The 13,083-nt window shown below is 65.0% G+C and carries 14 protein-coding genes; 8 read left to right on the plus strand and 6 right to left on the minus strand.

Features of this window, described 5'->3' with window-relative positions; all coding sequences use genetic code 11:
• Positions 1-5: 5 nt before the first annotated feature.
• From iolD to A8G08_RS22495, 5 genes are all read right to left on the minus strand, one after another.
• Entirely contained in the window at positions 6-1,946 is a 1,941-nt protein-coding gene (gene iolD, locus A8G08_RS22475; protein WP_157108740.1) for a 3D-(3,5/4)-trihydroxycyclohexane-1,2-dione acylhydrolase (decyclizing), read from the minus strand.
• A complete protein-coding gene (gene iolB / locus A8G08_RS22480; protein WP_068279036.1) occupies positions 1,943-2,833 on the minus strand; it encodes a 5-deoxy-glucuronate isomerase in 891 nt (296 codons plus the stop codon). The genes iolD and iolB overlap by 4 nt, the downstream gene beginning before the upstream one ends.
• On the minus strand, positions 2,826-3,827 hold the full coding sequence (gene iolC, locus A8G08_RS22485; RefSeq protein ID WP_068279040.1) for a 5-dehydro-2-deoxygluconokinase: 1,002 nt from the start codon (positions 3,825-3,827) through the stop codon (positions 2,826-2,828). Before iolC ends, iolB begins: the two co-directional genes overlap by 8 nt.
• Positions 3,828-3,947: 120 nt before the next feature.
• Positions 3,948-4,367 carry an META domain-containing protein gene (locus A8G08_RS22490; protein WP_068279042.1) on the minus strand — a complete coding sequence of 140 codons (420 nt, stop codon included), beginning with the start codon at positions 4,365-4,367 and terminating at the stop codon, positions 3,948-3,950.
• Between the two features lie 31 nt (positions 4,368-4,398).
• Positions 4,399-5,034 (minus strand): TetR/AcrR family transcriptional regulator, encoded by a 636-nt coding sequence (locus A8G08_RS22495; RefSeq protein WP_068279044.1) that lies wholly within the window; start codon positions 5,032-5,034, stop codon positions 4,399-4,401.
• 93 nt (positions 5,035-5,127) lie between these two features.
• Here A8G08_RS22495 and A8G08_RS22500 point away from each other — a divergent pair, with 93 nt between their 5' ends.
• The 7 genes from A8G08_RS22500 to A8G08_RS22530 all read left to right on the plus strand — a co-directional run bounded on the left by A8G08_RS22500 (position 5,128) and on the right by A8G08_RS22530 (position 11,428).
• Positions 5,128-5,697, plus strand: coding sequence for an NAD(P)H-dependent oxidoreductase (locus tag A8G08_RS22500; RefSeq protein WP_068279046.1), 570 nt, complete (start codon positions 5,128-5,130; stop codon positions 5,695-5,697).
• A gap of 399 nt (positions 5,698-6,096) precedes the next feature.
• Positions 6,097-6,330: a glutaredoxin-like protein NrdH gene (gene nrdH / locus A8G08_RS22505; protein WP_068279047.1), complete on the plus strand. Its 234-nt coding sequence runs from the start codon at positions 6,097-6,099 to the stop codon at positions 6,328-6,330.
• Between the two features lie 50 nt (positions 6,331-6,380).
• On the plus strand, positions 6,381-6,815 hold the full coding sequence (gene nrdI, locus A8G08_RS22510) for a class Ib ribonucleoside-diphosphate reductase assembly flavoprotein NrdI (RefSeq protein ID WP_068279048.1): 435 nt from the start codon (positions 6,381-6,383) through the stop codon (positions 6,813-6,815).
• 38 nt (positions 6,816-6,853) lie between these two features.
• Positions 6,854-8,959 (plus strand): class 1b ribonucleoside-diphosphate reductase subunit alpha, encoded by a 2,106-nt coding sequence (gene nrdE / locus A8G08_RS22515; RefSeq protein ID WP_281182175.1) that lies wholly within the window; start codon positions 6,854-6,856, stop codon positions 8,957-8,959.
• 43 nt (positions 8,960-9,002) lie between these two features.
• Entirely contained in the window at positions 9,003-9,968 is a 966-nt protein-coding gene (gene nrdF / locus A8G08_RS22520; RefSeq protein ID WP_157108741.1) for a class 1b ribonucleoside-diphosphate reductase subunit beta, read from the plus strand.
• A gap of 169 nt (positions 9,969-10,137) precedes the next feature.
• A complete protein-coding gene (locus A8G08_RS22525) occupies positions 10,138-10,524 on the plus strand; it encodes a VOC family protein (protein WP_068279052.1) in 387 nt (128 codons plus the stop codon).
• Between the two features lie 97 nt (positions 10,525-10,621).
• Positions 10,622-11,428 carry a DUF427 domain-containing protein gene (locus tag A8G08_RS22530; RefSeq protein ID WP_068279053.1) on the plus strand — a complete coding sequence of 269 codons (807 nt, stop codon included), beginning with the start codon at positions 10,622-10,624 and terminating at the stop codon, positions 11,426-11,428.
• Between the two features lie 88 nt (positions 11,429-11,516).
• On the opposite strand, the gene A8G08_RS22535 is transcribed toward A8G08_RS22530, so the two are convergent.
• Entirely contained in the window at positions 11,517-12,566 is a 1,050-nt protein-coding gene (locus tag A8G08_RS22535) for an ABC transporter substrate-binding protein (RefSeq protein WP_068279054.1), read from the minus strand.
• Positions 12,567-12,785: 219 nt separating this feature from the next.
• Here A8G08_RS22535 and A8G08_RS22540 point away from each other — a divergent pair.
• The coding region (locus A8G08_RS22540) for an SDR family NAD(P)-dependent oxidoreductase (RefSeq protein ID WP_157108742.1) at positions 12,786-13,083 on the plus strand (298 nt) is incomplete at its 3' end.

The following is a 13,083-nucleotide window of genomic DNA, read 5'->3' on the forward strand; positions in this document are numbered from 1 at the left end:
GCGGGTCAGTCGCCGGAGGGGCGAAGGTAGTTGCGTTGCAGCTGCTTCCAGCGGAGGTAGGTCTCGTGAGCCTCACGCGTGGATTCCAGTGTCGAGGTACCGGCAACCGGGACGTCCCACCAGGATTCGCTGTCCGGGGCGGAACCCTGCGGATCGGTCTCGACGTGGATCACCGTGCTCACGTCGGCGTCCTTGGCGTGTTTCACCGCATCCGCGAACTCGGCGGCGGTGTTCGCGCGCATCACCTGGACGCCGAGGCTTGCCGCATTCGCGGCGAGATCGACAGGGAGTCGCTCGCCATCCATTGGGCCGCCGCGGTAGCGGTACTCGGTGCCGAACCTCCCGCTGCCCAAGGACTCCGAGAGCGCACCGATCGAGGCGAACCCGTGGTTCTGCACCAGCACCACGATGATCTTGACGCCCTCCTGGACGGCGGTGGCCAATTCGCCCGGCATCATCAGGTAGGAGCCGTCCCCGACCAGGACGAAGACCTCGCGGTCCGGCGCCGCCAGCTTCGCCCCGATTCCGCCGGCGATCTCGTATCCCATACAGGAGTAGCCGTATTCCACGTGGTAACTCTTCCGATCGCGCGTCCGCCACAGACGGTGCAGTTCACCGGGCATGGAGCCAGCGGCGCACACCACCACATCGCGGGGTTCGGCCAGCGCGTTCACCAGGCCGATTACCTGAACCTGGGACAGCGGCGCACTCGGATCGTGGACGCGGTAAGCGGCAGAGACCTTCTCGTCCCACTCGGTCGCGAGTTCGGCGGCGAGCACCCGGTAGTCGGCGTCGACGTGGTAGTCGCCGAGCGCGGTAGCCAGCGCGGCAATGGCCTCGCGGGCATCGGCGACCACGCCTATTCCCGAGTGCTTGACCGCATCGAGCGCGGCAATGTTGATGTTCACGAACCGCACGTCCGGGTTGGCGAAGGCGGTGCGCGATGCGGTGGTGAAATCGCTGTAGCGCGTCCCGATTCCGATCACAATGTCCGCGTCGGCGGCGAGTTCGTTGGCGGCCGAAGTCCCGGTGGCCCCGATCGCGCCCACCGAACGCGGGTCGTCGAACGACAAGCTCCCCTTGCCTGCCTGCGTCTCCGCAACCGGAATCCCGGTCCGCTCAGCGAGACTCGCGAGGGCCTCCGAGGCGCGGGAGTAGACGACGCCGCCGCCGGCGACGATCAGCGGCCGGACGGACGACCGGATCGCCTCGGCTGCGCGCGCGATCGCGTCAGTCTCCGGTGGTGGGCGGCGGATGTGCCAGATCCGTTGCGCGAAGAGCATTTCCGGCCAGTCGAATGCCTCGGCCTGCACGTCCTGGGGGAGCGCGATGGTGACAGCGCCGGTCTCGGCGGGATCGGTGAGTACCCGCATCGCGCCGAGTAGCGCGGCCGGTAGCTGTTCGGGGCGGTTGACACGGTCGAAGAACCGGGAGAGCGGCCGGAACGCGTCATTAACCGTGATGTCGCCACTGGTCGCCGATTCGAGCTCCTGCAGCACCGGTGGACTGGACCGGGTGGCGAAGGCATCGGCAGGCAGCAGCAGGACCGGCAGCCGGTTGATCGTGGCGAGGGCCGCCCCGGTGAGCATGTTCGTCGCACCGGGCCCGATGCTCGTTGTGACTGCCCAGCACCGGGTGCGATCGGACTGTCTCGCGTAGGCGACTGCGCTGTGCACCATCGCCTGTTCGTTGCGTCCGAATACGAATGGCAGGGCGGGTGCGGTGTGCGCCCGTGCCGCATCGATTTCGTGCTGCAGCAATGCCTGCCCGAGTCCGGCGAGGTTGCCGTGGCCGAAGATGCCGAAAGCGCCCGCGAAGAACGGGTTTCGCAGGCCGTCGCGCTCGACGTACTGCGCGACGAGGAACCGCACCACTGCCTGCCCGACCGTCAGCCGGACCGTAAGTTCGGTGTCGACTGGGGGCGGTGGGGTGGCTACCACGGTCATGCTCCTCGTGCTGTGGCGATCGACGTCGGGCGGTGCAACGGCAGGCGTGGGTCGACCGATTGATCAGCCCAGGTACCGCGTACCCAGTCCTGCGCCGGATCGAACGTCACGCGCCAGGCACGCTCGGGGCCGGCCATCACGTTGAGGTAGTACATGTGGAACCCGGGCGCGGCCATCGACGGTCCGTGGTATCCGTGCGGGACCAGCACGACATCGCCGGTGCGGACCTCGGCGAGCACGTCGATCGGTCGCTCCGGGGTGCCGTACACCCGGTGATACCCGAACCCGGGACCGGCTGTCCCGTCAGCGATCTCGAAGTAATAGATCTCCTCCAGTTCGGATTCGACCGCGGAATGCTCGTCGTGTTTGTGCGCGGGATAGCTCGACCAGTTTCCCGCGGGAGTGATGACCTCGACGGCGATCAGCGATGCTGCCTCGAAAGTGTCTGCGGCACCGAAGTTGTGGACCTGGCGACTGCAGTTTCCGGCTCCGCGAAGTTCCACCGGCACGTCCGCGGCGGCGACCCGCCGGTTCGGAAGCGACACTTCTGCCCGCGCACCGCAGATCGCGAATCGGCCGGTGCCGCGCAGTCGGTAGGACTGACCGATGCCGAGATAGACCATGTCGGAGGGTCCGTCGAAAACCGAAGCGCGAGAGGATAACTCGAACGTCTCATGCATGCATTCGATGCTGCCGCCACCGGCCAGCGGGAGGATCATCACCTCGTCGCGCTCGGTGTGCAGCGCCAACGCGGCATCGGCGTCGAGTTCGACGACGCGCAGGCTCGACTCGGACCACCCGGCCGACTCGGGGGTGATGTCGACGGTGCACGGGGGAGCGGCGCTTCGGGCGGGGATGTAGTGCTCGGTGCGTACGGAGTCAGGCATTGGCCGCCTCCGTGAATGGGTCGGCCAGGGCGGCAACCTCCTCGGCGGTCGGCATTGCTGTGGAGCATTCGAGTCGGGACGCGACGATCGCGCCCGCGGCATTCGCGTAGCGAAGCGTCTTCTCGAGCGGCCAGTCCGAGAGCAGTCCGTGGCACACGCTGCCGCCGAATCCGTCACCGGCGCCGAGGCCGTTGACGACCTCGATGTCGTGGGCGTGCACGGTCACCGACTCGTGCCGGGTACGGCCCAGTACGCCCCGCGGGCCCTGTTTCACGATCGCGAGTTCCACGCCGAGATCCAGCAGTGCGTCCGCGGCGCGATCGGGGTTCGTCTCGCCGACCGCTATCTCGCATTCCTCTTGGTTGCCGACCACGACACTCACGTGTTGCAGTGCCGCGCGGACGAGCTCGCCTGCCTCGGCGGCCGAATCCCAGAACGCGGGACGGTAGTCGAGGTCAAGCACGGTATTCGCTGCGCGCGCGCCACGGGCGGCCCAGGCGGCAAAATGCGTTGCGCGGCTTGGTTCTTCGCATAGTCCGGTGACCGTTGACCAGTACAAGCGTGCTGCCGCGATGGCGTCGAGGTCGAGTTCGGCCGCCTCGATCCGGAGGTCGGGGGCGCTCGGCTGGCGATAGAAGTAGATCGGAAACCGGTCCGGCGGGAAGATCTCACAGAACGTCACCGGCGTCGGACACTCGTCGTCGGTCCGCACGTAGCGGTCGTCGACACCGAGCTCGGTGAGCGCGTTGCGCACGAACGTGCCGAACGGGTCCGAGCCGACGCCCGAGATGAGCGCGGCCCGGTTACCGAGCCGGGCAGCAGCGACCGCGACGTTCGCGGCGCTGCCGCCCAGGAACTTGCCGAACGAGGTGACGTCCTCGAGGCCGACGCCGGTTTGCAGGGGGTAGAGATCGACACCGCAGCGGCCCGCGACGAGCACGTCGAACGATGTCGCCGGTTCGGGTCGGGACTTCCGCTCGGTTGTGCTGCTCAACCCCGACTCCCCTCGCGTATGCGCATTTCGGCGGCGAACGGTGCCCTCGAAATGCCAATCTGCTCCGGCGCTCCGAGTATGTCAAAGATGTCGCCGGGCGGGGATGCGTCGGATCAGGCGCTACTTCTGCGCGAGCGTCACGATCTGGTTGCCGGCGGTGAGGGTGAGGGTGGTTCCGTCGAGCGTCCAGGTGGGCTGGCGCTGGAGCAGGTCGGAGATCCAGCCGTCGGCGCCGATCGTCTCGGCAGAGCATTCGTTGGTGGTGGATTCGAGGCCGGTCACAACGAACGTGCCGTTGGACAGATCGACCGCGGCAGTCGCCGTATTGCAGCCGGCGAACAGCGTCGCCTTGTCCGATTCCTGCAAGCCGAGTTCGAGCGGTCCACCGCCCGGAATGGGCGAGCCGACCACCTCGGTGGACACGTAGTCGTGGCCCACGGGAGCCGATTCGGCCGAGTTGTTCGCGGCGTCGTCGGAGTCATTGGAACAAGCGGCAAGCCCAATCAGGGCAACCGCGGCAATCAGACCGGTCTTCCACATGGTCGAACACCATAGCCCCGCCTAAGTTCGGCTACTCCGGGGCCGCCATCCGGCGGGCAAGGCGAGCCCAGTTGTCGGCGATTTCCGCTAGCGGGATACGCAATTCGCGCAGTTGATGCAGTACGAGATCGGCGTCCAGTGGGGCGATCAGGGTGTCGGCGAGCAGGCGCACGTGCTCGTGCCGTCCGGCCTCGCGCAGCAGTGTCGACACATGCGTCACCGACACCAGGTGCGGAGGCGCTTCGAAGCGTGAGAAGGGCGTCGCCTTTGCAGCGCGCATGATGTCGCCCTGGGTCTCCACCATCGCCAATCGCGCGTGACCGAACGCGACGAGGCGGTCGACCGGGTCTGCCCCTGGACCGAGCGGCGGCGGGCCGAACATGAACGCGCCCTGCAGTTCCGTTTCGCTGTGATCGAGCAGTTCGAGCATCAGCCCCGCTCGGCTGCCGAAACGCCGGAAAACGGTGCCCTTGCCGACACCGGCGGCGGCAGCAAGCGCATCCATGGTGACCGCGTCCACGCCGCGCTCGGCGACGAGGATCGCCGCGGCATCGAGCAGCAGTCGTCGGTTACGCGCCGCGTCGCAGCGTTCGGAACTGCCGCCAACCAGCGGCAATGCTCCATCGCCCGCAGTCTGTCCTGCGGAGATGGGGAGCGGTTCGGACATCGGCACGAGATCGATGGTAAACCCCCGGGAATACAATCGGACCGCAGTCCGGTTATGCTGGTCGCAATCGAAACAACACGAAGGGTGACGAACATGGCGACAACGCGCGTACTGACACTGGTGGGCAGCCTCCGCTCCGGCTCGGTTAACCGGCAGCTCGCGGAGACGGCCGCGCATGTGGCCCCGGAAGGTACCGAGGTCGCGATTTACGAAGGGCTCGCCGAGGTTCCCTTCTACAACGAAGACATCGACGTCGCCGGCGCTATTCCCGCGACCGTGGAGGCGCTGCGTGAGGCCGCCGGCGCTGCGGACGCGCTGCTGCTCGTCACCCCGGAATACAACGGCACCATTCCGGCTGTGCTGAAGAACGCGATCGACTGGCTGTCCCGCCCGTACGGCTCCGGCGCTGCGGCCGGCAAGCCGGTTGCGGTGATCAGCGCGTCGCCGAGCCCGAATGGCGCGAAGTGGGCTCACGACGACACCCGCAAGGCCGTCACGATCGCCGGCGGCAAGGTGCTCGAGGACGTTGCGCTGAGCCTCGGCGGCACCACGCAGAAGTTCGGTGAGTTGCACCCGCGCGAGAACAACGAGGTTGCCGAGCAGATCGGTGACGTCGTTCGCCGCCTCGTCGACGCCGCGCAGGCGGAGCTCGTCGCGGTCTGACCCGCGCAGGCGCGCCATGCGCCCACATTCTGTCGACCGATGCCCACCAATTGGGTGCGAAAGCACCCGAGCGGTGGGCATCGTCGTGTCAAATCAACGAGGGGTTCCGGCAGGGGGCGAGCGGCACCGAAATGTGACCTGCGACACGCCGAGACACGCCGGAAAAGGGATTGCTGCAGGACTCTCGAGCTGGGAATTTCATCGATGTGACTCGCAACATGTCGTGTTTGCAGTTTCTGTCAGACACAAGGTGTAGTGTCTGAAGCGTTGAAAGGGCCAACCCGAACAAGCCGCCGAAGGCAGTCCGGTACGGCCGGGGACGTGCAGTTTTAGCGCGTTCGTTTCACCTACAGCATCAGTAGTGCGAAGCAAATTTCCAGGCCGGAGAAAGAGGCATCGATGACCGTCACCGTCTACACCAAGCCAGCCTGCGTTCAGTGCACCGCGACCTACCGCGCGCTCGACAAGGCGGGCATCGAGTACACCTCGATCGACATCTCCGAGAGCGCTGACGCCCGCGATTACGTGATGGCGCTCGGCTACCTCCAGGCACCTGTCGTGGTTGCCGGTGACGACCACTGGTCGGGCTTCCGGCCGGACCGGATCAAGTCGCTCGTCGCGAGCGCCGCCTGACGCGCTCGACTCGCACGCGTCCGACGCGACTTGAAGAGGGAGGCGGGCCAGTGAGTTCGTTGATCTACTTCTCGAGCGCATCGGAGAACACGCACAAGTTCGTGGAACGTCTCGGACTTCCAGCAACACGTATTCCCCTGCACGACCGTGACGCCGTCCTCCGAGCGGAGGAGCCGTTCGTGCTCATCGTTCCCACCTACGGGGGCGGTAGCCATGTCACCGGACGGCGCGGGGGATTCGTGCCCAAGCAGGTGGTCCGGTTCCTGAACGATGAGCACAATCGCTCGTTGCTGGCCGGGGTGATCGCGGCGGGCAACACCAACTTCGGCGAGACGTATTGCTATGCCGGAGAAGTGATTTCGCAGAAGTGTCAGGTTCCGTACCTGTATCGCTTCGAACTTATGGGGACAGCCGAGGACGTTGAGCGCGTCCGCGAAGGATTGGGATTGTTTTGGCAACAGCAGTGGCACAGAGTGGGCGCGTAGAACAGCACGTTCCGTCCCAGGGGGCATCCACCGAAGGGCTGGATTACCACGCCCTCAACGCGATGCTGAACCTGTACGGCGCGGACGGCGAGATCCAGTTCGACAAGGACCGCGAGGCGGCCCACCAGTACTTCCTGCAGCACGTCAACCAGAACACCGTCTTCTTCCACAACCTGGACGAGAAGCTCGACTACCTGATCAAGGAAAACTATTACGAGCGTGCGATTCTCGATCAGTACACGCGCAACTTCGTAAAGTCGCTGATCGACCTCGCGTACTCGAAGAAGTTCCGGTTCCCGACTTTCCTCGGCGCGTTCAAGTACTACACCTCGTACACGCTCAAGACGTTCGACGGAAAGCGCTACCTGGAGCGGTTCGAGGACCGGGTCTGCATGGTCGCGCTCACCCTCGCCGCCGGTGACGAGGATCTGGCCACCGAACTGGTGGAGGAGATCATCTCCGGCCGGTTCCAGCCGGCCACCCCGACGTTCCTCAACTCGGGGAAGGCGCAGCGCGGCGAGCCGGTGTCGTGCTTCCTGCTGCGCATCGAAGACAACATGGAGTCGATCGGCCGATCAATCAACTCGGCGCTGCAGCTGTCCAAGCGTGGCGGCGGAGTTGCGTTGCTGCTGACCAACATTCGCGAGCACGGCGCGCCGATCAAGAAGATCGAGAACCAGTCTTCGGGCGTTATCCCGATCATGAAGCTGCTCGAGGACTCGTTCAGCTACGCCAACCAGCTCGGTGCCCGCCAGGGTGCCGGCGCCGTGTACCTGCACGCGCATCACCCGGACATCTACCGCTTCCTCGACACCAAGCGCGAGAACGCCGACGAGAAGATCCGGATCAAGACCCTCTCGCTCGGAGTCGTGATCCCGGACATCACCTTCGAGCTGGCGAAGAAGAACGAGGACATGTACCTCTTCTCGCCGTACGACGTGGAGCGCATCTACGGCGTGCCGTTCGCCGATATCAATGTCACCGAGAAGTACTACGAGATGGTCGACGACAAGCGGATCCGCAAGTCGAAGATCAAGGCGCGCGAGTTCTTCCAGACGATCGCCGAGCTGCAGTTCGAGTCCGGCTACCCGTACATCATGTTCGAGGACACGGTGAACCGGGCGAACCCGATTGCCGGCAAGATCACGCACTCCAATCTGTGCTCGGAGATCCTGCAGGTCTCGACGCCGTCGACCTACAACGACGACCTGTCCTACGCCCATGTGGGCAAGGACATTTCGTGCAACCTGGGCTCGATGAACATCGCCAAGACGATGGACTCGCCGGACTTCCCGCAGACGATCGAGGTTGCGATTCGCGCGCTGACCGCGGTGTCGGATCAGACCCACATCTACTCGGTGCCCTCGATCGAGCAGGGCAACAACGATTCGCACGCAATCGGTCTCGGCCAGATGAACCTGCACGGTTATCTGGCGCGCGAGCGGATCTTCTACGGCTCCGAAGAGGGCGTGGACTTCACCAATATCTACTTTTATACGGTGCTCTTCCACGCGCTGCGCGCCTCGAACAAGATCGCCATCGAGCGCGGTTCGTACTTCAAGGGCTTCCCCGAGTCGCAGTACGCCTCGGGCGAGTTCTTCGACAAGTACACCGAGCAGGCTTGGGAGCCGAAGACCGACCGGGTGCGGCAGCTGTTCGTCGACGCCGGCGTCGAGATCCCGACGCAGGACGACTGGCGCGAGCTGAAGGAGCTTGTCCAGGCGAACGGCATCTACAACCAGAACCTGCAGGCAGTGCCGCCGACCGGATCGATCTCCTACATCAACCACTCCACCAGCTCGATCCACCCGGTGGCGTCGAAGATCGAGATCCGCAAGGAAGGCAAGATCGGCCGCGTCTACTACCCGGCGCCCTACCTGACCAACGACAACCTGGAGTACTACCAGGACGCGTACGAGATCGGGTACGAGAAGATCATCGACACCTACGCCGCGGCAACGCAGCACGTCGATCAGGGTCTGTCGCTGACGTTGTTCTTCAAGGACACGGTCACCACCCGCGATCTGAACAAGGCGCAGATCTACGCGTGGCGCAAGGGAATCAAGACGCTGTACTACATCCGGTTGCGCCAGATGGCTCTCGAGGGGACTGAGGTGGAGGGTTGCGTTTCGTGCATGCTGTGAGCGCCATTCGCAACAACTCGACCGGTCAGGAAAGGAACGAACGATGGTGAAACTGATCGATCGGGTTTCCGCGATCAACTGGAACCGTGTGCCCGATGAGAAGGACGCCGAGGTCTGGGACCGGCTCACCGGCAACTTCTGGCTGCCGGAGAAGGTGCCGGTGTCCAACGACATCCCGTCGTGGAACACCCTCACCGCACACGAAAAGCAGCTCACCATGCGGGTTTTCACCGGCCTGACGCTGCTCGACACGATTCAGGGCACCGTCGGTGCGGTGAGCCTGATTCCGGACGCGCTCACCCCGCACGAGGAGGCGGTGTACACCAACATCGCGTTCATGGAGTCGGTGCATGCCAAGAGCTACAGCTCGATCTTCTCGACGCTGTGCTCCACGCGCGAGATCGATGACGCGTTCCGCTGGTCGGAGGAGAACATCAACCTCCAGCGCAAGGCCGAGATCGTCATGAAGTACTACCAGGGTGACGAGCCGCTCAAGCGCAAGGTCGCCTCGACGCTGCTCGAGTCGTTCCTGTTCTACTCGGGCTTCTACCTGCCGATGTACTGGTCCTCGCGGGCCAAGCTCACCAACACCGCCGACCTGATTCGGCTGATCATCCGTGACGAGGCAGTGCACGGCTACTACATCGGCTACAAGTACCAGCGTGGCCTCGAGCAGGTGACGCAGGCCGAGCGCGACGAGCTGAAGAGCTACACGTTCGATCTGCTCTTCGAACTGTACGAGAACGAGGCGGAGTACACCCAGGATCTCTACGACGGAGTCGGGCTCACCGAGGACGTCAAGAAGTTCCTCCGCTACAACGCGAACAAGGCTTTGAACAACCTGGGCTACGAGGCGTTGTTCCCGAAGGACGAGACGGACGTGAACCCGGCGATCCTCTCGGCGCTGTCCCCGAACGCCGACGAAAACCACGACTTCTTCTCCGGGTCGGGTTCGAGCTACGTCATCGGTAAGGCGGTCAACACCGAAGACGAGGACTGGGAGTTCTAAAGCACGCACGCTGAAGGGGCGGTTGCGGCGGTCCGATCTCTGTGTGGAGGTCGGCCCGGCAGCCGCCCCTTTCGCGTGTCCGCGCACCTTTCATCGAAGCGTCATCACATTGTCGGTAGGCAGGTCTAGCGTCGAAACCGTCCAAATCCAGCACAACGAGGAGACGGTGATGAGTGGAAAAATCGTGCACTTCGAGGTGCCGTACGACAACGGTGCCCGCGCACGCTCGTTCTACCGGGATGCCTTCGGATGGCAAGTTATGGACATCCCGGGGATGGACTACACCTCGGTGTCAACAGGGCCCGCTGGTGACGATGGGATGCCGAGTGAGCCGGGCTATATCGGCGGCGGGATGTTCCAACGCACCGACGATTACCCGCGGACCCCGGTGATCACGGTCGAGGTCGATGACATCGAGGCGGCACTGAAGAAGATCGAGTCGCTCGGCGGCAAGGGATCCATACCGAAGTTCGCGGTCGGGGAGATGGGCTTCGCGGCCTACTTCACCGACACCGAAGGCAACACGATCGGGCTGTGGGAGACGGCGGGCGGCTAGGTTCGCTTCCCATAGCGCGGCGAAGTTTTCCCAAAGCTTTATCGCAGCTTTTCCGAACCATCGCCGCGCGCCGCCGCCTGCGGGGAGAATCGGGCCCATGGTCCTGCGTATGGACGCTTACCTGCAGACCGCCCTTACCGAACTGCGATATCAACCCTCCACCAAGCGCGTGCGCGTGCAGCTCGGCGGTGCTGTCGTCGCCGACACCACCCGGGCCGTCCTCGTCTGGGAACCGCGCCGGGTGGTCCCGTCGTACGCGATTCCCGTCGAGGATTTCGCCATCGCCCCCGCGCAGGCGGAGCTGGAATCGGCGCCCGCTAGACCGGTCACCATGGCTGCCGGCGGGCCGCCGGTCCTCGATCCGAGTACCGGCTTCGGGCATCACACCTGCTCGGGTGTTCCCGGCACCGTCACTATCGGTCCACTCTGGGGCGCGACCTTCCGGCCCGACGAACTCGACGACCTGGTCGTCCTGGACTTCGACGATTTCGAATGGTTCGAGGAGGAGGAGCCGATCTTCGGGCACCCGCGCGACCCGTTCAGCCACATCGATCTGCGCAACAGCACCCGCGAGGTGCGGATCGAACACGAGGGCCAAGTGATCGCCGAATCGCGGCGACCGCTGATGCTGTTCGAGACGCAGCTGCCTGTGCGTTACTACCTCCCGCGAGACGACGTGCGGATCGCGCTGTTGCGGAGCGCTACGGCAACCACGTGTGCCTACAAGGGTCACGCCACGCACTGGTCCAATCCGGCCATGGGCCCCGATCTGGGCTGGAGCTATGAGTCTCCGCCACCCGAGATGCACCAGATCACCGGGTTGATCTGCTTCTACCAGGAGAAGCTGGACTTCACGGTGGACGGCGAAAAGCTGTCGCGGCCCGCCACGCCCTGGTCGGACTGAACGCGCACCTTTTGCCGCGCTCGCGCACGCTCAGGCGTGCGCGAAGACCTGAAAGGTGCGCGCTGGTGGCCCAGACGCCGCGCGACGATCAGCTCACATAACCATTCAGCGACTCGGTGATGTCCTGGACCAGTGCACGTGCGGCGGTCACGCCGTTTCCGCTCCACACCGTGTCGTCCATCGCGAAGACCCGGTGATCGTCGGCGGCCCCGAGCTTTCGCCAGTCGTCGGACTTCATCACCTTGATGGCGTATTCCTTGCCGTCATCGCCGGCGGGTACGACATAGATGAGGTCGCCGTCCAGCGCGGCGAGATCATCGGTCTGCACCTCGAACGAGTCGCCGCGTTGAGGGCCGGGCCGGCGCGTGCCGGTGTCGGCGAGCACCTGCCCGGCGAAGCTATCCGAGCCGAGGACGGTCATCGCATCGGCGGTGAATCTGACCACCGAGGCCTCGGTCTGTGCCGAATTGACGCTCAATCCGGCCGTGGCCGCATCCTGCTGATAGTCGGCGAGGGTCTGCGCGCCGGCGGTGGACCGGCCGACAGCCGCTGCGGTGGAACGGAATTCGCTGCGCCAGTCGTCCTCTCCGGTGAACACGGTAGGTGCGATGGCGTCGAGTTCGCCCCATGACACCGACCCGGGCTCGTCCGAGCCGACGATGACGTCCGGCCGGGCCGCTTCGATCAGCCGGGGATCGGGGCTGCCGACGGTGCCGACGCTCGGGATCGCCGAGACCCCGTAGCCGAGGTAGCCCGGCTGCGGACTCGGTCCATCGAGTGTCGCCGCGCCGACGACGCGCTCCCACAGTCCGAGGGCGCACATGGCGTCGAGCGCCTGTGTGCTCAGCACGACGATGCGCTGTGGATCGGTTGGCACCGAGCTGACCCCGGCGGAGTGGGTGATCTCACGGGTGCCACCCGCGGGCGCGTCCGGCGCCGCAGGCGCGGGGCATGCCTCGGTGGTGTCGCGTTCGACGCCGACCACGCCGGCACCGGCGATGTTCGTGGTGGTCCGGATGATCGTGCTTGCGTCGTCGTCGGACTCGGAACCACAGCCCGCCACGGCAACCAGCGCGCACGAGGCGGCGAGGACACCGAGCAGTCGGCGGGAGCGGACGGATGCTGCGCGGAACGGCATTCGTGTGAGGGTACTAGGGCGTATCTACCAACCTCCCTTCTCGGCTCCTTGGCCTTGCCGGACGACAATTCTCCTGACAGGTGCATCCGAGGAGGACTGAGAAAAACGCCCTGTCCCGGCACCTGCCCGGGGCGCGGAGTGTGCAGGTCGGACCCGCTAGGGTAGCCGTAGTTGACGGTCGGTCAACAACTCGCTAATTCGGTGCAGGGAGTGCCCGTCTTGCCAAACAAAAAATCGCTGACGAACGCGCATGTCGCGATCACCGGAGGTGCCCGAGGCATCGGCCGCGAGATCGCCAAGGCATTCGCCGCGCAGGGTGCGCTCGTCTCGATCGCGGACCTCGATCTCGATGCTGCCGAGGCCACTGCCGCTGAAATCGGTTCGGGTGCGTCGGCTTACCGGCTCGATGTCTCGGACCCAGAGGCATTCGCGGCATTCCTCGACAGGGCCGAGTCGTACTCCGGGCAACTCGACGTGCTCGTCAACAACGCGGGCATCATGCCGATCGGTCCGTTCC

The organism is Aldersonia kunmingensis (assembly GCF_001646865.1).
Classification (GTDB): Bacteria; Actinomycetota; Actinomycetes; order Mycobacteriales; family Mycobacteriaceae; genus Aldersonia; species Aldersonia kunmingensis.